This window comes from 'Catharanthus roseus' aster yellows phytoplasma (assembly GCF_004214875.1).
GTDB classification, from domain to species: domain Bacteria; phylum Bacillota_I; class Bacilli_A; order Acholeplasmatales; family Acholeplasmataceae; genus Phytoplasma; species Phytoplasma asteris.
In genome coordinates this window covers 577,386-600,116 of record NZ_CP035949.1, presented here as the reverse complement: position 1 = coordinate 600,116, position 22,731 = coordinate 577,386, and the positions used below count along the sequence as shown (strand labels likewise).

General features: G+C 29.4%; 19 protein-coding genes. All 19 read left to right on the top strand.

The window, feature by feature from the left end; genetic code table 11:
- Window positions 1–1,033: 1,033 nt before the first annotated feature.
- The 19 genes from asnS (at window position 1,034) to rsmH (ending at window position 22,683) form a co-directional block, all read left to right on the top strand.
- Window positions 1,034–2,554, top strand: coding sequence for an asparagine--tRNA ligase (gene asnS / locus EXT02_RS02845; RefSeq protein ID WP_130428001.1), 1,521 nt, complete (start codon window positions 1,034–1,036; stop codon window positions 2,552–2,554).
- 469 nt (window positions 2,555–3,023) lie between these two features.
- Window positions 3,024–4,130, top strand: a complete 1,107-nt coding sequence (locus EXT02_RS02840; RefSeq protein WP_130427999.1) for an ABC transporter ATP-binding protein — start codon at window positions 3,024–3,026, stop codon at window positions 4,128–4,130.
- Window positions 4,131–5,072: a carbohydrate ABC transporter permease gene (locus EXT02_RS02835; protein WP_130427997.1), complete on the top strand. Its 942-nt coding sequence runs from the start codon at window positions 4,131–4,133 to the stop codon at window positions 5,070–5,072.
- A gap of 35 nt (window positions 5,073–5,107) precedes the next feature.
- Complete coding sequence (locus EXT02_RS02830) at window positions 5,108–5,995, top strand: carbohydrate ABC transporter permease (RefSeq protein WP_240682806.1); 888 nt, start codon at window positions 5,108–5,110, stop codon at window positions 5,993–5,995.
- On the top strand, window positions 5,979–7,601 hold the full coding sequence (locus tag EXT02_RS02825) for an extracellular solute-binding protein (protein WP_130427995.1): 1,623 nt from the start codon (window positions 5,979–5,981) through the stop codon (window positions 7,599–7,601). Before EXT02_RS02830 ends, EXT02_RS02825 begins: the two co-directional genes overlap by 17 nt.
- A gap of 34 nt (window positions 7,602–7,635) precedes the next feature.
- Window positions 7,636–8,604 (top strand): DHH family phosphoesterase, encoded by a 969-nt coding sequence (locus EXT02_RS02820; RefSeq protein WP_130427993.1) that lies wholly within the window; start codon window positions 7,636–7,638, stop codon window positions 8,602–8,604.
- 218 nt (window positions 8,605–8,822) lie between these two features.
- The gene (gene mnmE / locus EXT02_RS02815; protein ID WP_130427991.1) at window positions 8,823–10,205 is read left to right on the top strand and encodes a tRNA uridine-5-carboxymethylaminomethyl(34) synthesis GTPase MnmE; all 1,383 of its coding nucleotides are present in this window, start codon (window positions 8,823–8,825) and stop codon (window positions 10,203–10,205) included.
- Between the two features lie 94 nt (window positions 10,206–10,299).
- Window positions 10,300–11,238, top strand: coding sequence for a DHH family phosphoesterase (locus EXT02_RS02810; RefSeq protein WP_130427989.1), 939 nt, complete (start codon window positions 10,300–10,302; stop codon window positions 11,236–11,238).
- A gap of 249 nt (window positions 11,239–11,487) precedes the next feature.
- Window positions 11,488–13,413, top strand: coding sequence for a threonine--tRNA ligase (gene thrS / locus EXT02_RS02805; RefSeq protein WP_130427987.1), 1,926 nt, complete (start codon window positions 11,488–11,490; stop codon window positions 13,411–13,413).
- A 252-nt stretch (window positions 13,414–13,665) separates the two neighbouring features.
- On the top strand, window positions 13,666–14,346 hold the full coding sequence (gene infC, locus EXT02_RS02800) for a translation initiation factor IF-3 (RefSeq protein WP_240682805.1): 681 nt from the start codon (window positions 13,666–13,668) through the stop codon (window positions 14,344–14,346).
- Between the two features lie 132 nt (window positions 14,347–14,478).
- Window positions 14,479–14,685 (top strand): 50S ribosomal protein L35, encoded by a 207-nt coding sequence (gene rpmI / locus EXT02_RS02795; protein ID WP_011412939.1) that lies wholly within the window; start codon window positions 14,479–14,481, stop codon window positions 14,683–14,685.
- A 14-nt stretch (window positions 14,686–14,699) separates the two neighbouring features.
- Entirely contained in the window at window positions 14,700–15,689 is a 990-nt protein-coding gene (rplT, locus tag EXT02_RS03165) for a 50S ribosomal protein L20 (RefSeq protein WP_130427985.1), read from the top strand.
- 143 nt (window positions 15,690–15,832) lie between these two features.
- A complete protein-coding gene (locus EXT02_RS02785; RefSeq protein WP_130427983.1) occupies window positions 15,833–16,462 on the top strand; it encodes a hypothetical protein in 630 nt (209 codons plus the stop codon).
- Window positions 16,455–17,513, top strand: a complete 1,059-nt coding sequence (locus EXT02_RS02780) for a M42 family metallopeptidase (RefSeq protein WP_130427981.1) — start codon at window positions 16,455–16,457, stop codon at window positions 17,511–17,513. Before EXT02_RS02785 ends, EXT02_RS02780 begins: the two co-directional genes overlap by 8 nt.
- 270 nt (window positions 17,514–17,783) lie before the next feature.
- A complete protein-coding gene (acpP, locus tag EXT02_RS02775; RefSeq protein ID WP_130427979.1) occupies window positions 17,784–18,014 on the top strand; it encodes an acyl carrier protein in 231 nt (76 codons plus the stop codon).
- 103 nt (window positions 18,015–18,117) lie between these two features.
- A complete protein-coding gene (leuS, locus tag EXT02_RS02770; protein ID WP_130427977.1) occupies window positions 18,118–20,583 on the top strand; it encodes a leucine--tRNA ligase in 2,466 nt (821 codons plus the stop codon).
- A gap of 150 nt (window positions 20,584–20,733) precedes the next feature.
- A complete protein-coding gene (gene gmk, locus EXT02_RS02765; RefSeq protein WP_069028414.1) occupies window positions 20,734–21,372 on the top strand; it encodes a guanylate kinase in 639 nt (212 codons plus the stop codon).
- Window positions 21,353–21,598, top strand: coding sequence for a DNA-directed RNA polymerase subunit omega (locus EXT02_RS02760; RefSeq protein WP_130427975.1), 246 nt, complete (start codon window positions 21,353–21,355; stop codon window positions 21,596–21,598). Before gmk ends, EXT02_RS02760 begins: the two co-directional genes overlap by 20 nt.
- A gap of 170 nt (window positions 21,599–21,768) precedes the next feature.
- Window positions 21,769–22,683, top strand: a complete 915-nt coding sequence (rsmH, locus tag EXT02_RS02755) for a 16S rRNA (cytosine(1402)-N(4))-methyltransferase RsmH (RefSeq protein ID WP_130427973.1) — start codon at window positions 21,769–21,771, stop codon at window positions 22,681–22,683.
- The last annotated feature ends 48 nt before the right edge of the window (window positions 22,684–22,731 follow it).

Genomic DNA, 22,731 nt, shown 5'->3' with positions numbered 1-22,731 from the left:
TTTGATATTACCTTTAGTATTTTATTTTAATTATTGTTTTTTATTTGTTATATTATTTTTTATTAAATTATTATTATTATGAAGCACATTTTTTGTTCCTAATTCTAAAAAAAATAGCTTTTAACTTTATTTTTCCTCAAATTAAGGAAAAATTTATTAACATTTTAGGAACTATTTTTAACAGTTTGGAAACATTTTATTTTTAACAACTATTTTTAAAACTTTTTTGCTTTCACGTTTTTTCTAGAAAAAATAAAATTATTCAATAAAATAATAACATAAAAAGCCACAGTTTTTAGGAACAAAAAAAATAACTTTTTCCTAACTTTGAAAAACCTTTCTTTTTAAAAAAGAAGGAACAATTTTAGAAAAAATTAACTTTTATTTTAATCTTTTTCTAAGTTAGTTTTTTACAATTAAAAATTAATTTTTTTTAAAACTTAGGAACATTTTTTAAAACTTAGGAACATTTAAATCTATTTTTTCCTAACTTTTATTTTTATTTTATTTTTACTTTGTTATTGTTTTTTTATTCTAATTTATTGCGTTTTTTTTAAAAAAATATCAAAATATAACTTAAAAATGATAAAATAAATTTGTAATTGTTTTTAATTCTTTCAATTCTTTTTGGGTTATTTTTATTTTGAGTGTCTTTTTTAAAAAATTTTTATTGTTTTTAGACAATTTTTATAATCTTTTTTTACTTTTTTAATTAAGATCTATTAATTTCCTAAAACTTTTAAAATTTTCAATTTTTTATTATATATCGCTATTTTAATTAAAAAAATAAACAAAAAAATTATTTTTCATATTACTAATTCTAATACTTTTTGCCTCTCTTTTTTTATTTTTTGCTTCGCTATTATTTTTTCCTCCGATTTTTTTTCTTTAAATTTCTTTTTCTTCTTATTTTAATCCCCCTTTTTTCTATTCCCATTTACATTTTTTTTAATTCATATTCGTTTCATTTCACTTTTTTATTTACAACAAAATATTACAACATTAAATAAAAACAAAGGATTAGTAAATTACAATGAAAATTTCTATCAAAGATATTTTCCAAAAACCAGAGTTATTTTATCAAAAAAAAATAGTATTAAATGGTTGGGTTAGAAATTGTCGTTATCAAAAAAAATTAATTTTTATCGATTTAAATGATGGTACTTTTCTGGAGAATTTACAAATTATTTGTAAAGAAACCAAAACCAAAAACATCGAAATCGCCGCCGAAATTACCGAATTTAATGAAAACCAAAAAGTCAACACCAACAACAAATCTCCAAATAACATTAATTTAGAAAAATTAAAAGAAATGTTGCAAATTGGGGCTTCTTTGCAAGTGGAAGGCATTCTAAAAGCAACCAACAATCCCCAAACGCCTTTTGAAATTAGTGCCCAAAATGTTTCTCTTTTAGGCGCAAGTGATTTTTCTTATCCGCTTCAACCCAAAAAACATTCTAAGGTTTTTTTGAGAAAAATATCTCATCTAAGAGTGCGCACCAAACTTTTTGGATCAGTTTTTCGCATTAGAAATACCGCTTTTTTTGCCCTGCACAGTTTTTTTCAAAAAAAAGGTTTTTTTCACATCAACACCCCCATTATCACTGCTAATGATGGCGAAGGCGCGGGTGAATTATTTCAACTTACAACCCTTAATTTAGAAGCTTTGCCACAAACAAAAAACATTCCAAACGCTTCCAAAATTGCCGATGAGACTACCAGCAAAAATGAAATTGATTATCAAAAAGATTTTTTTGGCAAAAAAGTTTTTTTAACAGTAACAGGTCAACTAGAAGCAGAAGCGATGGCTTTGGGTTTGAATAAAGTCTATACTTTTGGTCCTACTTTTAGAGCTGAAAAATCAAATACTCCAAGACATGCTGCTGAATTTTGGATGTTAGAACCTGAAATGGCTTTTTGCAATTTATCTCAAAATTTAAAAGTCGCCCAAGAAATGTTACAATTTGTTATTGCTAAATGTTTAGAACAAAATTATCAAGATATAGAATTTTTGGATAAGACAGAAAAAAACGGTTTAATTGAAGAATTAAAAAACATCGCTGAGGAAAAAGAATTTTTGACAGTAAAATACGAACAAGCTTTAGAAATTTTGCAAAAAACCAACACCAAATTTGAAAACCCCCTTTTTTATGGCGCTGATTTGGCAACCGAACACGAAAAATATTTAACCGAAACACATTTTAAAAAACCAGTTTTTATTGTTGATTGGCCCAAAGAAATTAAAGCTTTTTATATGAAAAATAATCCCGATCAAAAAACAGTAGCTGCGATGGATCTTTTAGTTCCTCGTGTCGGAGAATTAATTGGCGGATCGCAAAGAGAAGAAAATTTATCAGTTTTAATTGAAAAAATGAACCAAATGAAAATTCCTCAAAAAGATTTGGAATGGTATTTAGATTTACGCCGTTTTGGGGGATGCATTCATTCAGGTTTTGGCTTAGGATTTGAAAGACTACTAATTTTTTTAACAGGATTAGATAATATTCGTGATGTAATTGCTTTTCCAAGAACTTATCATAATTTAGTTTTTTAAGTTTAATTAATAGTATCGTTTTTTATTTATCAATTTACAAGAACTTTAAAACTTTTTAACCTTTTCTTAAATATTTTTTAACTCTAAAATGTTTTTCTAAAACATTTTTTTATTTTTTGTTGGGAATTTCGCTTTTAATTATTTTTAAAAAACAAAAAAATTGCAAAATCATATTTAATATTTTTTAACTATTAATTGTCAATATTTTTTAAACATTTATAAAATTTTATAAAATTTAAAAAAGTAAACAAAAGTCCAAAAATAAAAAAATCACCAATAATTAAAAAATGATTAAATTCATCTAAAAGATAAAAACCAAAAATCAAAAAAATCAAAAACAATAAAAAAAGTTAAAAATAATAAAATCAAAATAATAAAACCAAAACCAAAACCAAATCAAACCAAACCAAAATCACAAACACAAACACAAAATTAAAAGCCAAAAAGCTAAAAATAAGGAATACAAAAAATGGGTATAAAATTAGAACAAGTTTCTAAAATTTTCATCGATAAACAAACTAAAAAAGAAACTTATGCTGTAAAAAAAATTGACATCAACATTCCTAAAGGAAAATTGGTAAGTCTTTTAGGTCCTTCGGGTTGTGGCAAATCGACTACTCTTTACATGATTGCAGGGCTTCATCCTATTTCGGCTGGAAAAATATTTTTTGGCGACAAAGATGTCACTAACCTGCCTATTGAAAAAAGAGGTATTGGTTTAGTTTTCCAAAATTACGCTCTATATCCTCATATGACAGTTAGACAAAATATTTCCTTTCCACTGGAAAATCTAAAATTTGCGCGTGACATTATTGTGCAAAAAGTAGAAGAAATTGCCAATTTAGTGGGAATTGCCGATCATTTAGACAAAAAACCTCAGCAACTTTCAGGCGGACAACAACAACGAGTAGCAATTGCAAGAGCCTTAGTAAAAGAACCTCAAGTTTTGCTTTTAGATGAGCCCTTATCCAACTTAGATGCAGGGTTACGCCTCAAAACTAGAGAAGAAATTAGAAGAATCCAACGAAAAACTGGAATCACTGCTATTTTTGTTACACACGACCAAGAAGAAGCAATGTCTATTAGTGATGAAATTTGCTTAATGAATAAAGGACAAATCCAACAAAAAGGCGCTCCTCAAGAAGTTTATGCCAATCCTAACAACTTGTTTGTTGCCAAATTTTTAGGCAATCCGCTTATCTCTATTTTTGAAGGAAAAATTACTTTTGGAAAAGTAACTATTGGAGATTCACTTCTTTTTGATTTTTCTTCTAACAAAACTTTAAAAAACCTAAATCAAGAAATCTATGTAGCCATTCGTCCCGAAGGTTATTGGTTTGACACAAACGGTAATTTTGAAATCGAACCTCTCTTTTTAGAAAATATGGGAAGAAACCTAATGATGTTAGCAAGACATCCGCAAGCTGTTAAAAACACTTTCCACCTTGTCTTTGATGAAAAAAGTAAAGATATTATTTTTCCCCAAGGATTTGTTGCCAAGAAAAAAATTAGATTCCAAATTAAAGAAAATAAGTGTTTTCTTTTTGATAAAAAAACCGAAAATAGGATTTTTTAAATGTCATTGCTAAAAAAACTTTTCCATCACAATTCCACTAAATATTCCAAACATAATCATTGGTATTATTTGGCGCCTGCCTTAATTCTTATGGTTTTATTTAATTTTTATCCTTTGGTAAAAACACTTTTTATTTCTTTGGATAGTAGATATAATAAATTTGCAGACACATTTTCTTATTCGTTTAATTTTTCCAATTACACTACTACTTTTTGTGATCCTGATTTTAGAACTGCACTTTTTAACACTTTTTTACTGGTGTTTGTTGCTGTTCCTATTTCTATTTTTTTGTCTTTAATGATTGCCTTAGCACTTAACAGTGTTTATAATCGTTTTTTAAAAAATATCTTTCAAACCATTTTTTTCCTCCCTTATTTAACAAATCCTGTTATTATGGGAATGGTTTTTGCAGTCCTTTTTTATCACAATAGTTTTGGCATCCAAACGCGCCCTGAAGGTTTTTTTAATTCTTTTTTTGGGCTACAACAAGATTGGATTAACATTGCAGCTCCTTATTCGTATAAAATGTTTGTTTTAATTTTTTATGTAGTGTGGAAATCCCTTCCCTTCCAAATTTTAATTTTTAGTGTGGGATTAAAAAACATTAGTAAAGATTATTACGATGCTGCCAGAATTGACGGCGCTTCTAAAATAACTATTTTTAGAAAAATTACTCTTCCTCTACTTGCTCCTACTATTTTTTATCAACTTATTATTGCAATAATTCAAGTTTTTAAAGAATATGAATCTGTTATTGGAGTTTTTGGTAATTCCGATATTACTAAGGTAAATACTGTGGTAGGCTATATTTATCAACAATTAGAAGGAACTTTAATGGATTCTTATTCCAGAGGCGCTGCAGCCACTGTTATTTTGCTTTTAATTTCTATTCTTTTTACTGCCATTAATTTTTTCTTTTTTGAAAAGAAATTAAATGAATAAAATAAATAATAAATAAGGATCGAACCTTGATAATTATGTCAAATTCAAATAATAAAACAAAACTCATTTTTGCCAAACTTAAAAAACATTTACCCAAAGTTTGTGCCACTTTTACCAAATACTTTTTTTTGTCTGTTTTTGCTCTTTTTTTGGCTATCCCTTTTTATTGGATGCTAAATTTAGCTCTACAAGACAATCCTGCTTATCCTAGTTTTTTTCCTAAAGATTTGACGTGGAACAACTTCTCTTTTCTATTTACCCGTTATAGCTTGTTTTTGACTTTTTTTAAAACCCTTACTGTTGTTTTTATCTCTACTGTTTTAGGTATTTTTGTCTCTATTATAACTGCTTTTGCTCTTAGTATTTTAGAATTTAGAACTAAAAAAATTATATTAGGAGTCTTTCTAATCACCACTATGATAACTACTGAAAGTATGTTTTTAACTAACTATCAAACAGTTGCACGCCTAGGTTTTGTTGATTCTGGTCAAGGTACGCGCGTTTTTAGTGGCATTTATTTAGCAATGATTCTTCCCTTTCTAATCAATGTATTTCATATTTTTTTATTAATGCAAAATATCAAAAAAATTCCCAAAGAACTCTATTTATCTGCCAAAGTTGATAGTAGTAGTGATTGGAAGTTTTTATACAAAATTTTAACTCCGCTTTTAAGAGATAACATCATTAATATCATTATTTTTAGAGCAGTTGCTACTTGGAATGCTTATTTGTGGCCTGAACTTGTAGGCGGGAAATTGCTTACTAATGTGATTAGAAATATTTTTGACTCTGAAAAAAACCAACATTTAGTCAATCAACAAATGGCAGCTACTGTTTTGATGACATTACCTTTAGTTTTGTTGTTCATTTTTTGTAAAAGATATGTTTTAGAAGGAAAATTAAACAGTGGTATCAAAGGATAAATCAAAAATCATTCATTTTTTTACTTGCTTATTTGTTATTTTAGCATTTATTGTATTATTTCCTAAAATTGATTCTAATGCTTTAAGAAATAACCATGAACAAGAATTAAATGAAATGCTTACCAAATATAAAGATAGCGAAGCATGGGAAAAATTTCTAGAAAAACCCATCGAAATTGTTTTTTGGCATCGTTTAGATCCTGAAAAAGAAAAAGGAAAACCAAAAACTGCTTTAGAAGAAATTATTGAAGAATTTAGAAAAAAATATCCCAAAATCAAAGTAAAAACAGAATATAAACCTAGTTGGAGTGGGATTGTAAAAAACATTAATGTAGCTCTTCCAGCCAACAACGAACCTCATTTAATTGTTTCTTATGCTGATCATTTAGTAAATTATTATGAATCAGGTAAATTAGTTCCCCTTGATGGATTTAAAGATCACACCAATGAAAAAATCAAATTAGACCCTTGTACAACAGATCCCCAAACAGAAAAAACATATTTTTATTCTAGTTTTGAAAATGAGGCTCAATTGCCTTTGGGTAATGAAAAAGAACCAGGGAAATGGTATTCCTTGCCATTTTCTAAATCTATTGAATTGATGTATTACAATCAAGATTATTTTAAACAATTAAAAGGCAAAATTCAAAAACAAAAAATCGGAATCGATTCCGATTTTGAATCTTGTTTTGACAATTATGATAACTCTAATTTTGAAGGCAAACTTAAAGATGGTATTACATGGGAACAAATGGAAAAGTTATGCAAAGTAATTAAACAAGTTGACTCTGAAAAAATCCCTATTTCTTACGATTCTGAATCTAATTTATTTATTATATCTTCCGAACAAAGAGGAATTGAATATACAACTTCACCAATTAAAAAAGATCCATCAAGTCGTGAAGTAGGAGTACGTTTTAATAATCCAGATGCTAAAAAAATGATTAAAGATTTTAAAAAATTTTATGATAAAAAATATTTAATTACTCGTAAATTATCTGGTGAAAGTTATACTACTCATTTATTTATGGATCAAAAAATTTTAATGGATATTTCTTCTTCTAATGGATTTGAATATGTTTCCAAAGCTCCATTTAAAGTAGGGATAACTTCGGTTCCTTATTGGAAAAAAGGAAAACAAGGTCCTGAGTCAGGCAAAAGAAAAGTTTTACAACAAGGTTCTAATATTAATTTATTTTATAAAAAAGATAAAGATGAAGTGCTTGCTTCTTGGTTGTTTTTAAAACATTTAACTTCTAAAGAAACAAACGAAAAATTAATCCAAAAACTTAGTCAATTTCCTACTCGTCCTTGTTATGATAAAAGCATCCAACCAGAACAAACAAATTCTGAAAATCCTTCCAAAAATTCTAAAAATCCAGAAATAAATAAAGATATTTTTGACTTTATGAAACGTGAAAGAAAAGAAGATGAAGAATCATCTCAAACAGGTAACCCCATTTATTTCTTTTCTCCCACTTTTAGAAAATCCCAGATGTCGCGTATAGTTGTAGAAAAATTAGTAATAGATTGTTTTTTAGATAAAGACTTAGACAAAAACATCGATACATTATTTAATGAAGCCCAACAAAAAGCAAACTCCTAAAAACTTATTAAAATTAACAAATTAAAGGAACATTATGAAAATTATTTACAATAAAATTAAAGCTTTTGAAACAATTATTATTCACGGACACATCAATCCAGATGGTGATTGTTATGGCGCTCAACTAGGTTTAAAAGATGCAATTACAGCAACTTTTCCCCAAAAAAAAGTCTATGCAGTAGGGCAACAAAATCATTCTTTATCTTTTGTAGGTGTGATGGATGAAGTTTGTGATTCTTTGTACCAAAGCGCTCTTGCTATTGTTGTTGATTGCGGTCAAGAAAACAAAATTAGTGACCAAAGATTTAAATTAGCTAAAGATACAATTAGAATTGATCATCATTTATTAATGGATAATTACTGCAATTATCAATGGGTAGATGCTAATTATTCTTCTTGTTCTCAAATGATTTTTGAATTTAAAGAAAAATGCAATATGAAATTAACTCATAAAGGTGCTTTGGCTATGTATGTAGGTATGGTAACTGATACTGGTAATTTTTGTTTTGATAGAGTTGACCAAAACACTCTTAAAGCTGCTTCTTCCTTACTTGCTTTTGACCTTGATGTATCACAAATTTTTTTTCATCTTAACAAAGAAACTCTTACCTTGTTTCAATATAAAGCCTATATTTATCAAAATGTAGTTACTTCCCAAGGATTTGCTTACGTTTTTATTTCTCAAGAAACATTGAAAAAATTTAACTTACATATTGACGTTGCTGCAAGTTTGGTTAATATTTTGGGTCATTTAGAAAATCATCCAGTTTGGGCTTTTTTCTTAGAACAACCAGATTTAACAATTAGAGCTCGCATTCGTTCTCGTGGTCCTGAAATTAACTCCATTGCTAGACAATTTAAAGGCGGAGGTCACCTTAGAGCTTGTGGTGCTACTTTAAATAACAATCAAGAAATGACTTTTTTCATAGCTCAAATAAAAGACTCAATTAAAGCTTTTGAAACCAAATCCCAAGACAAAAATCCAAAACTAATTAAAAATTAATTAACAATAAAATTAATAAATTCAATAAATACACATATAAAAAAATCTCCAATAACCAATAATAAAATTAACCAAATAAAACTTTTATTTTGATAATTCTTTTTCCTTTTCTTTTCGGTTGTAAATTATTTTCATATTATAAATGATAAATATCAATTTAAAACAACATTCAATAAATGAAAAGATTACAAAATCATAAAGAAAGGAGCCCCCAATAAATGTTTTTTGATACTATTGCTGCTATTTCAACTCCTTTAGGAACAGGAGGAGTTAGTGTAATTAGGGTTTCTGGCAACAATTCTATTGCAGAAATAAATAAAATTTTTAAAGGCAAAGACCTTACCAAAACCAAAACACACACCATTACTCACGGTTTTATCCTCAACAAAGACCAAACTATTTTGGATGAAGTTTTGATTTCTATTTTTAAAACTCCTAATTCTTTTACTGGCGAAAATGTTGTAGAAATTAATGCTCATGGCGGTATTTTAATTACGCAAATGGTTTTAGAAAGAGTTTTGTCATTAGATATTAGGTTGGCTTTTCCAGGCGAATTTAGCCAAAGAGCCTATCTTAATGGAAAAATGGACCTCATTCAAGCTGAATCCATTATGGACCTAATTCATGCCACTAATGAAAATGCCATTAAAATTGCTCATTCTGGTTTGCAAAAATACACTTCTCAATTAGTGACTTCTTTGCGCGACCAAATCCTTAATTTAATTGCTCAAATTGAAGTTAATATTGATTATCCTGAATATGATGATATTCCTCAAATCACCCAACAAAAAATTGCTTTGGAAGTTAAAAGTTTAATCAAGCAATTAGAAAATATTTTGAACCACTCCCATAAAAATAGATATCTTAAAGAGGGAATAAAAACTTTAATTGTTGGACGTCCCAATGTTGGTAAATCAAGCCTTCTTAATGCTTTTTTAAACGAAACCAAAGCTATTGTTTCTGATATTTCAGGCACTACCAGAGATTTTGTTGAAGCTTATTTTAATTGTCAAGGTATCACCCTTCATTTAATTGATACTGCAGGCATTCGTAAAACTGATGATCCCATTGAAAAAATAGGAATTTTAAGAACAGAAAAAATGCTTTTACAAGCAGAATTAATTTTATTAGTTTTAGATCAAAGCAATCATTTGCAAGAAGAAGATATCCAACTTTTGCAATTAACCAAAAACCATCCGCGCATTATTATAGGAAACAAAGCGGATTTGAAAAGTGATAAATTAATTTCTTCTCTTTCCAACAACTCTTCCCAATTAGCCCCACAAGAAATTATTTCAGTTTCGAGTTTGGATAAAACAGGGTTTTTAGAGTTACAACAAACAATTTTAAAAAAATTCCAATTAAATGATATCCAGCCCAAAGATTTTAATTATTTTTCTAATGCAAGACACATTAATCAAATCCAAATTGCTCTTCGATCTTTCCAAGATTTGCAACAAGCCATTTTGCAATCAATGCCAATCGATATTTATTCTATTGATCTTACTAAAGCTTATAAAGCGTTAGGACAAATTATAGGTGATAATCAAGAAAATAGTTTAATTAAAGAATTGTTTTCTAAATTTTGTTTAGGAAAATAAAAGAAACCCAAAAAATAAGAAAATATCAAGACCCCCCAACCAACATCATTTTAACTAAACTAATATTTTAACAAATACAAAGAAAGGAACAAATATGAAATTTATTGAAACCCAAATTAAAAACTTTGACACTATCATTATTCACGGACATAAAAATCCTGATGGGGATTGTTATGGTTCTCAAATAGGTTTAAAAAATATGATTCAAAATACCTTTCCTCATAAAAATGTTTATGTGGTGGGGCAAACCAAAAACCATTTAACTTTTTTGGGTCAAATGGATGAAATACCAGATGAAACTTACCAAAATGCTTTAGTAATTGTAGTTGACTGCGGTACTACTCAAGCCATCAGTGACCAAAGATTTAAATTGGGAAAAGTTGTTATTCGAATTGATCATCATATTTTAATCGAAAATTATGGTAATTATCAATGGGTTGATGATTCTTTTGGTTCGTGCTCCGAGATGATTTACTTGTTAAAAGAAAAACTCAATTTAAAACTAACTTTTAAAGGTGCTTTGGCTATTTATGTTGGTTTAATTACAGATACTGGTAATTTTAGGTATCATAGAGTAAGTGCCCAAACTTTAAGAATTGCCTCAGAATTACTTAATTATGGTATTGATGTTGCTTTGGTGGAACAAAATATCAATAAAGTAACACTTAATTTTTTAAAATATCAAGGATATATATGTCAAAATATTATTGCTTGTGACGGATTTGCCTATGTTTATGTGAATCAACAAATCATTGAACAATTCAACATTACTTTAGAAGATGTTTTTTTGTCGATTAATATTTTATCTAATATTAAAAATTTCCCCTTTTATGCTCTTTTTTTTGAACGTCCTGATTCTAAAATTCAAGTGCGTATTTGTTCTAACGGACCGCAAATATATCATATTGTTCAAAAATATGGTTGTAAAGGTCACCTAAGAGCTTGCAGTATGTTTTTGCCATCCGAAAAAGAAATTTTGCCTTTTGTTGCTACAATAAAAAAAGAAATTGCACCCTTTTTCAAAACCACTTAAAAATTTAGATTCCAAATAATAAACACCAATCAACTAATTACTAAAAAAAGACTCCCTTTTTCTTGTGATTTGTGTTATAGTTATGATATATGTTATTTAATTTTTTAGTATAAAATAAATATTATATCACACATTATTATTTAGATAAAATTTTTTGCCCTTTATTATTTTCTCTCCTCCATTATCTTTGTTTTTCACCAATTTTTTAAAAGATCAAAAAACTAAAAACTACACAAAAGAAAGGGTTTTATGATTAAAATCAGCTTTTTTGACAACCAAATACAAGAATTTATTTCAGGTATAACTCCTTTGGCAATTTGGAAAAAACACTTATCTACACATTTCAAAAAACCAGTTGCAGCCCTTTTCAACGACCAACCAATCGAACTTGATTTTCATTTGAAAGAAAACGGCAATTTAGAAATTTTAACCGAATCTGATCCTAAATCTTTGGAAGTTCTTAATCACAGCACCGCTCACCTTATGGCGCAAGCTGTTGCAAGACTTTATCCAGGTGCCCTTTTTACAGTAGGACCTGCCATTAAAGAAGGATTTTATTATGATATTGATTTTCAAAATCACACCATTTCGGAAAAAGGTTTTCTTGCCATTGAAAAAGTAATGCATCAAATTTCTTTGGAAAACCACCCCATTACAAGAGAAGAAGTTTCTTTCGAACAAGCCCAAAAATTATTTGCTTGCAACCCTTATAAAAAAGTTTTGCTGGAAAAATTTCGCAACCAGACTATCAGTATTTATCGTCAAGGAGAATTTTTTGATCTTTGCCGCGGCGGTCATGTAACCAAAACAAGCCTTATTAAACATTTTAAACTTTTAAAAATATCAGGAGCTTATTTTCAAGGAGATGCCAAAAACAAAACTTTGACTCGCATCTATGGTACTTCTTTTTTCAAAAAACAAGCGCTTGCGGACCACTTGCAACTTTTGGAAGAAAGAAAAGAGCGCGACCACAAAAAACTTAACAAAGAACTAGATTTATTCATGTTTCATAAAGAAGTTGGTTTGGGACTTCCCTTTTGGCTTCCTAAAGGAGCTACTGTAAGGCGCATCGTTGAAAGATATATTGTTGACAAAGAATTAAGTTATGATTATCATCATGTCTATACGCCCATTATGGCAAATACTGAACTTTACCGTATTTCTGGACATTTGGACCATTATGATTCTAATATGTTTCCCATCATGACTTTGGAAAATGGTGAAAAACTAGTTTTAAGACCAATGAATTGCCCTCATCACATGATGATTTATAAAAAAACTCCTCATAGTTATAAGGAATTGCCTTTGCGTATTGCTGAATTAGGAATGATGCATCGGTTTGAAAAATCAGGAGCTGTTTCTGGTTTACAAAGAGTAAGAGAAATGACTCTTAATGACGCTCATATTTTTGCCTGTCCTGACCAAATCAAAGAAGAAATGAAAAAAATTATTAATTTAATTTTAGAAGTTTATCGTGATTTTAATATTAAAAATTATGAGTTGCGCCTAAGTTATCGTGACCCTAATGACACAGAAAAATATTTTAATGACGATCAAATGTGGCATCACGCTGAAAAAATCCTCAAAGAAACTATTCAAGAATTGAGCCTACCCTTTAAAGAAGCCATCGGAGAAGCTGCCTTTTATGGTCCTAAATTAGATGTGCAAGTGTTTACTGCCCTAGGCAACGAAGAAACATTATCAACAGTACAACTTGATTTTTTGCTCCCTCAAAAATTTGATCTTACTTTTATTGGAGAAGACAACAAACACCATCGTCCTGTTGTCATTCACCGCGCAGTTGTTTCTACTATGGAAAGATTTTTAGCGCATTTAGTAGAAGAAACAAAGGGTGTTTTTCCTTTATGGCTTGCTCCTGTACAAGTGCTTTTAATTCCTGTGTCTGCTCCTCTACATTTGGAATTTAGCCAAAAAATTAAAGAAATGTTACAATTACAAAATTTCAGAGTAGAAATTAATTCCAAAGATACTACTTTGGGTTATAAAATTAGAGAAGCACAAAAATTAAAAATTCCTTATCAAGTTGTAATTGGCGACAACGAAATGATTAACAATTTAATTACTTTTAGAAAATATGGCTCTCACCAACAAACCACAATTAAAGTTGATGAGTTTGTTTCTTTGTTAAAAGACCAAGTTTTGCAAAAAAAATAACCTCTTAATTGCCAAAATCCCCCAAAAACTATTGACAAACCGCACTTTTTATTATATAATTAGGACAGTATTGTTATTGTTTTATTTTATAATATTCAAAATACAATTATAAAAATTATCAAAGATTTTGTAATAATCTTATGATATTAACGTGAAAAGAAGAGTTTTCTCTCGCCTGATTAACAATTAGTTTTTAGGCAAATGGCACATAAACATTTAATTTTTTTGTAAAAAAAATGCAAAAAACATTTAGTGTTAGTTATTTTAGAGAAGAGAAATGTTCATTGGGCGTTTCTCTTTTTTTATTTTATTTTCTCTTTTTGCCTTGTTTCATTTTCATGTTATGTCATTTCATTTCATTTTTACAAAATAACCCCAAACCTAAAGGAGGTTTTAAATATTAAAATCAACAAATTTAAAAAAAGTTCCAATTCCGATTTATATAATGAAAATATCCCACAAGGGAAATACCTCATTATTGATGAAAAAGGCGAACAATTAGGTGTTTTTGACCAAAAAGAAGCCTTAAAATTATCAGAACAAAAAGAAATTGATATTGTAGTGGTAAACGCAGATGCCTCACCGATGGTAGCGCGACTAATGAATTATCAAAAACATCGTTATAACCAACAAAAAAAACTTCGTGAAGCCAAAAAGAAAACCCAAATTATTGTTTTAAAAGAAATTCGCCTCAATCCTACCATTGATAAAAATGATCTAAATACTAAAATTAAACAAGCTCAAAAATTTTTAAAACAAGGCGATAAAGTAAAAGTTAGTATGCGTTTTCGTGGTCGTATGATTAATAATTTTCAATTAGGAGAAACAGTTTTTAAACAAGTTATGCAAGATTTGAAAAACCTATCTCAAATTGAGACTCCTTTAAAATTACAAGGTAATCAACTAACAGCAGTTCTGTCCCCTTTAAAATAACCCTTAAAGGTTATGAATGGTATTTGAATGGCTGAAAAATTACCCAAAACAAAACGCGACTCAACCAATTTACAAACCAAAAATATTTTTTTGCACCCAATTAAAAATTAAAAATAAATAAAATAAGAAAGGATGATTAAAGTGATTAAGAAAAAATCCCACAGCGGGCTTAAAAAACGAATTAAAATTACTAAAAAGAAAAAATTATTAAGAGGCCATGCCTACAAAAATCACCTTGCAGCTTCCAAAACTACTAAACAAAACCGCCAACTAAGAGGAGTTACTTGTGTTAAACTTTGTGATTACAACAGAATCAAAACTCTTATTAGAGGATTATAGAAAGGAAAAAGAATATGGCAAAAATTAGTTTTACTCCTGCAAGACACCGTCGTCGCAAAAAAGTTTTAAAAATGGCAAAAGGATATTTTGGTTCCAAAAGCACTCTTTACAAAACAGCTCACGAGCAAGTAATGCGCTCTTTGCAATACGCTTATAGAGACCGCAAACAAAGAAAAAGAGATTTTCGTAAATTATGGATCTCCCGTATTAACGCTGGTGCTATGTTATGCGGCATGCAGTATTCTCGTTTAATGCACGGACTTGCTTTGGCAAAAGTAGATGTTAATCGTAAAGTATTAGCAGATTTAGCACATTTACAACCAGAAACTTTCGCACAATATGTTCAATTAGCAAAAGAAGCCTTAGTGCAATTTCAACAAACATTAAAACAAAAAGAAGCGCAAGTAACTAAATTACAAGAAGAACAATTAAACCAACTTGCACAAAAAGAAGAAAAACCATCTCAACTTAAAAAACCCCCAAAACCACAAACCACTCAAGAAAAATTAGAAGAAGCAAATTCGCCAAAATTAGAAAAAAAAGAATTAAAAGAAAACGCTCCTAAATTAGAACAAAAAGAACCCACTCAAACAAAAGAGCAAGAACAAACACAAGAACAACAAGAAAAAACAGAACCAACTAAAGAACAAACTGAACAAACTCAAAATTTAGAAGCTAAACCTTCTTTACAAGAAAAAACAGTTGAACCTGTAAAAGCTGTTGAAGTTTTGCAACAAGAAACACAACCACAACCCGAAGAAAAAACTTCTCTACAACCTGAAAAAGTTTTATCTACTGAAATTTCTGAGGAAAAATCCGATGATGCTTTGGAAACAAAACCACAAACTACCCAAGTTAAAGCAAAAAAACCTTCTTTAGATTTATCTAAAATGTTGCTTCTTGAGTTAAAAAAATTAGCTAAAGAACACAAAGTTCCTAATTTTCATAAACTTAAAAAAGCCGAAATTGTTACAGCTTTAAAAAAGCTCTTGCTAAAAAAATAATTTAAAAATTTCAAAATACGTATTTTCATGATTTTTCATTTTTTAATTTTAAACTTGATTTGTATGTTTTTTCATGAATAATTATTTTTTAATTTTTCATTTTACAATAATTAGAAAAAATAAAATAGGAGTTATATAATATAATGAATCAAATGAAACAAAAACGTTTACAAGGATTTTACTCTTTATTATTGGCAACTTTTTTCTTTTTGGTAGCTGGATGTTGTTTTTTTGACCAAACTTTCCAACTTGGAAGTCTGAAATTCCAACTAGGATTATTTTTCTTAGGTATCCTTTTATCGCTATTTACTTATTTAGTAGTTTTTAAAAAATACAAAGAAACTTTATCCAAGCTTCGTTTTGTCTTTGCCCTAGAAGCTTTTGTCTTTGTTTTTGTCATTGTTACTGCCTTTTTGTTACCAGGATTAGGCTTGTTAAATATTGATGATTTCAAAACCAAAAACCCTTTAGTTGGCAAACTTTTAACTTTTAACTATTGTTTATCATTGATGTTTGTTCTTCACAGCTTCATCAATTTAAATATTAATTATTTCAAGAAACAAAACTTTTCATTTTTCATTTTATATCTTTTAATGTTTGGATTTGGTTGTTTCGGATTAGGTAGCAATTTATTTGAAAACTTAAAAGATATCATTTTAAAATCATTTGCTGTTTTATCTTTAATGCACAGTATTTATCTTACATTTAAAGGAATTAAACAATTCCAAACCGCTAGTTTACACGCACCCAAAAAGGAGAATGAAAATGAGTGATTTAGTTTCTTTATTAAAAGATTTAACAATGTTAAATGGTATTCCAGGTCAAGAAAAAGCAGTTGCTAATTATGTAGTTGACAAAATCAAAAACCAAGTAGACTCCATCGAATATGATAATTTAGGCTCTGTGATTGCTTGTAAAGGAAAAACAGGACCTCGCATTATGTTTGCAGGACATTTGGATGAAATAGGCTTAATAGTTAAGCAAATTACTCCAGAAGGTTTTATCAAATTCCAAACTCTTGGTGGTTGGTTTTATCAAGTGATGCTTGCTCAAGTTTGGCAAATTCACACCGATAAAGGTATTCTTAAAGCAGTTACTGGTTGCAAACCTCCGCATGTAATGTCTTTTCAAGAGCGCAATCAAGTTATCAACACTTCTTCTATGTATTTAGATATTGGAGTTGCCAACAAAGAAGAAACCTTAAAATTAGGCGTTCGCGTTGGTGATATGGTAACTCCTTATATAGAATTCAGCACGCTTGGTAATTCTGATTATCTCCTTGCAAAAGCCTTAGATAATCGCGTGGGAGTTGCAATTGTGATGCAAGTTTTACAAAATGTCAATCCTACTACCAATCAATTTTTTGGTGTTTTTACTACCCAAGAAGAAGTAGGACTACGCGGAGCTCAAACCAGTGCTCACAAAGTACACCCTCAAATTGCTATTGCTGTTGATACTGGTATTGGAAATGATGTTCCAGGGGGTGAAAAAGAAGGGCACACTCTAGGAAAAGGTCCTCAAGTTTTAGTTTATGATGGGGGCTTAGTCGCTCACAAAGGATTGCGTAATTTTGTCCTTAAAATCGCTGCCCAAAACAATATCCCTGTGCAAGAAATAAGTGGCAGTGGTGGTAGAACCGATGCTGCAACTATGCATTTAGTGCGCGAAGGAGCCGCTTCCTTATCTTTTGGCGTTCCTGTACGCTACATTCATTCCCACACTTCTGTAGTTCACAAACAAGACATCATAAACACTGTTAAACTTTTAACTTTGTTAGTAAATCAATTAGACGAAAAAAAAGTTAACGAAATTTTATTTCAATAAAAACATTTCCAAAATTAAATAATTTCTCATTGGCAAACTAAATTATTTGAATAAAATATTTTAGTTTGTTTCTTGTAAATAGGCACCTTTTTATAACTTATAATCAAAATAACTTCATTTCAGACCACCTTATTTTGCAAATTTACACACCAAACCACAAGTAAATAATTTACTTTTGTTTTTATTTTGGCAAATGCAAAAATTAAAAAAAGATTTTTTTAGTATAATATTATTAAGCAATTATTGCTTTTTTGAAGGAGAAATAAAAAAATGGTTTTTGAAAAAATTAAAGCTTTAATTGCCACCCAATTATCTTTAGACGCTTCTACAATTACTTTAGACACTCGTTTTAAAGAAGATTTAGGACTTGATTCGCTAGACGCTTTAGAACTAGTTATGGAAGTAGAAAGAACATTTCAAATCAACATTAGTGATGCAACTTTACAAAATTTTAAAACCGTTCAAGATATCGTTTTTTACATCACCAAAAACACCCCTTAAACTAACTCATTTTCTTTTTCAATCATTTTCACAATTAATTTAAATTTATTACCACATTATAACACATTATAAAAGTTAAAACAAATATAGAAGGCTTTCGAGTATGACAAAATTAATTTATGATTTTAAACAAATAGAACATAAATGGCAACTTTATTGGCAACAAAATAAGGTGTTCAAAACTCAAGATAACTTTTCACAAAAGAAATTTTATTGTCTTGATATGTTTCCTTATCCTTCTTCTGAAGGGCTTCATGTAGGCCATATTGAAGGTTATACTGCAAGCGATATTATGAGTAGGTTCAAACGCATGCAAGGTTTTAATGTTTTGCATCCTTTTGGTTGGGATTCATTTGGGCTGCCTGCCGAACAATATGCTTTGCAAACAGGCAAAACTCCCCGCACTTTTACTTATGAAAACATCAATAATTTTAAAAAACAAATTCAAAGTATTGGTAAAAGTGTTGATTGGGATAGAGAACTTGCCACCTCAGATCCTTATTTTTATGCCTGGACTCAATGGATTTTTAAAAAACTTTACGAAAAAGGACTAGCAGTTCTCAAAAATACAGAAGTAAATTTTTGCCCTAATTTAGGAACAGTGCTTGCTAATGAAGAAGTAATTTCTAATGAAAAAGGGATGTTTTCTGAAAGAGGCAATCATCCAGTTGTTAAAAAAAAGATGAAACAATGGGTTTTAAAAATAACTCAATATGCAGACAGACTTTTAGACGACCTTAATTTAGTTAATTGGCCTTTAAATGTGAAAGAAATGCAAGCTAATTGGATTGGCAAAAATAAAGGTGCAATCATCTCTTTTCCAGTTTCTGACCAAAAAATAACTTTAAAAACTTTCACCACTCGCCCTGATACTCTTTTTGGTGTAACTTTTTTAGTAATAGCGCCCGAACACGAATTAGCCTTACAACTCACCAAACCCGAATACCAACAAGCAGTTAACAATTATTTGGAATTAACCAAACAAAAAAAAGACTTAGAAAGAGACATCAATAAAGACAAAACAGGTGTTTTTACGGGTAGTTTTGCAATTAATCCTTGCAATAACACCAAAATTCCTATCTGGATTGCTGATTATGTCCTTCCTCATTATGGCACAGGTGCTTTAATGTCTGTTCCTTTTCATGATCAAAGAGATTTTGAGTTTGCTCAAAAACATGGTCTAAAAATGATTCAAGTTATAACTCCCCCGTCTTCTGATTTGGAAAATCCTACCGCCAACCAACCCAACCCTCCCTTAACTGAAGCTTATACGGGAGAAGGCATCCACATCAATAGTGATTTTTTAAATGGTCTTAATAACGAACAAGCCAAAACTAAAATGTTGCAATTTTTAGAAAAAAATAATCACGGTTACTCTCATTATACTTATAAATTGCGTGATTGGGTCTTTTCGCGCCAACGATATTGGGCAGAACCCTTCCCCATTTATTATGATGACACCAACAATAAAATTTATACTGATAGCGACGAAAACTTGCCCATAGAACTTCCTTTTTTGGAACAAATCAAACCATCAGGCACAGGCGAATCGCCTCTCTCCAAAGCCCATTTTTGGCTATATTTTGAAAAAGATGGCAAAAAATATCGCAGAGATTCTAACACTATGCCACAACTTGCAGGTAGTTCTTGGTACTATATTGGCTATATTTTGAAAAATTATTTGGGTCTAATCCCATTAAATACCACAAAAGCAAAAGAACTACTTGACTATTATTTGCCAGTAGACTTATACATTGGAGGAACAGAACACGCTGTTGGTCATTTACTTTATGCACGTTTTTGGCATAAGTTTTTATACGATCTGGGTTTAGTTTCTACCAAAGAACCTTTTCAAAAATTAGTTAATCAAGGTATTATTTTGGGAAATGATCACACTAAAATGTCTAAATCCAAAGGCAACGGCGTAAGTTCTTCTTTAATGCTTGCACGCTACGGTGCTGATGTACTGCGAATTTATATCATGTTTATGGGTCCGTTAGAAGATATTAAAAGTTGGTGTGAAAAAGGTTTCAAAGGAATACAACGTTTTTTAAATAGAGTTTATCAAATGTTTTCTTTTGCAATGCCAAATGATTTTGAAACTTCTCTAAACGCTATTTATCATCAAACCATTTTTCAAACAACCCAAGATTATGAAAAATTGAAATTCAATAAAGTTATTAGTCAATTAATGATTTTTGTCAATCAAGTTTATAAACATCAAAAAATAGGCAAAAAACAAGCACAGACCTTTTTGCAACTATTAAATCCGATTGCTCCTCACTTGACAGAAGAAATTAATCAAACTATTTTGAAAAATAACAACCAACTAGTTGCTTTAACTTGGCCTTTGCATGATAAAACTCATTTAGAACAACTGCAAGTAAAAATTATTGTGCAAGTAAATAGTAAATTAAGAGCTGTTTTGGAACTTCCTTGTGATTTGTCTTCAGAACAAATTAAAACTCTAGCTTTGCAAGATGCAAAAGTTAATAAGTTTGTATGCCATAAAAACATTCAAAATATGATTTATATTCCCAATAAATTATTAAATATTATTGTTAATTAATCAATATTAACATCAATATTAATTTTTGGTGGCAATTGTGTATTTTAATCAAAACCACTTTTAATTTTAATCTTCAATTTTTAAAATTATTTAAGCACAACTAATATTATTAAGCACTTTCACAAAATTTAATAAAAAAGGTAAGTTAACATGAAATTAAATAAAAAAGGACTTTTAATAGTTCTTTCAGGACCTTCAGGAGTTGGCAAAGCCACTGTGAGAAAAGCTTTGTTTGAAATGACTAATCATAATTTTGTATATTCTGTTTCTGCTACTACCAGAAAACCGCGACCAGGTGAACAAGACGGTAAAGATTACCATTTTCTAACTAAAGAAGAATTTGAAAAAGGGATTGAAAATAATTGTTTTTTAGAATGGGCTAAATTTATTGATCATTATTATGGAACTCCTAAAAAGCAAATTCAAGATTTTTTAAAACAAGGAAAAGAAGTTTTTTTAGAAATTGAAGTTGAAGGAGCCACTCATTTAAGAAAAAAGCGTATGCCAAACACAGTTTTTATTTTTTTGGTTCCGCCTGAAAAAAAAGCTCTCTACGATCGTTTAAAAAAACGTGGCACTGAACAAGAAGCAAATATTGCAAAACGAATTGCCAAAGCCAATAACGAGTTTCACTTAGTTCACAAATACGATTATATTGTAGTAAATGATGAAGTGTCTAATGCTGCTGACCGTATTATTGCAATTATTAGAGCAGAACATGCCAAAACGAAACGCAGTATTCGTAATTATTTAAAAATATTGGAGGATAATGGTTATGCAGAACAATAGTAAACCAAATAAAAAAAAATACAATAAGGAAGGTTTGATCTATCCTTCGATTGATAAATTGTTGGATAAAATTAATTCCAAATACAAATTAGTTCATATTGCAAGCAAAACTGCTCATGTGATAGAAGCTCAAAAAAAAGAATTGCCTGAACTTGTGTGTAATAAAGTAGTTGGTAAAGCTTTGGAAGAAATTATTAATGATAAAGTTAAATTTGTCTTTAAGTAATTAATATTTAGGTACCATTTCACAATTGATAAAATAAGTTAAATTACAAATAATATTGTGTAATTTAACTATTTTTTTATAATTGCAATTCATCTCTCACCTTCCTTTTATTTTTCCACCATTTATTATTTTTAATCACATTTTTTAACTTTGCAAGCGAGGTAAAATCCATGAATAAAACACATTTTAACCACATTTCAGTTCTCAAACAAGAAGCCATAGATTTTTTAAAGATAAAGCCCGAAGGTATTTATGTAGATGCCACTTTAGGACAATGTGGGCATACTATAGAAATTGCAAATCTTTTGCAACAAGGGTTTTTATATTCTTTTGACCAAGATGTAGAAGCTTGCACAAACGCTAAAAAAATCTTGCCCCCACATTTGCCAATTGAAATAATTCATAGCAACTTTTCGCATTTAAAAACCCAATTAGCACAACGAAATGTTTTTCAATTAGATGGTATTTTATTTGATTTAGGGCTATCTTCTTGTCAAATTGACAATCCCCAAAGAGGATTTAGTTATTTGCACAACACTCCTTTAGATATGAGAATGAATGTTAATCAAACAATTACTGCACAATATATTTTAAATAATTACTCCTTTGCACAATTAAAAAATATTTTTAAGATTTATGGTGAAGTTAAAAATGCTGCTTTGGTTGCCTCAGAAATTATTAAACAAAGACCTTTGTGCACATCTTATGATTTGGTTGCCATCACTGATCGATTTTGCAATCGCCAAAAAGGACATAGTGCTAAAAAAATATTTCAAGCATTGCGTATCGAAGTTAACCAAGAATTAGAATCTTTAAAACAAGCCTTGGAACAAAGTCTTGATTTGTTAAAACCCAATGCCAGGATAGTAGTTATTAGTTTTCATTCGTTAGAAGACCGCATTGTTAAACATTTTTTTAAAAAACATAGTACTTTTGTTTTGCCTAAAAAATTGCCTATTACAATTATGCCCCAAACTCCTTTAAGTATTATTACTAAAAAAGCTTTTTTGCCAAGTGAGGAAGAAATGCAAAATAATTCGCGTAGTATTTCTGCTAAACTGAGGGTAGCTGTTAAAAATGGTTAGTTATCTAAATAAATGAAATAGTTAGCGCACCTCCTCTAAATATCACCT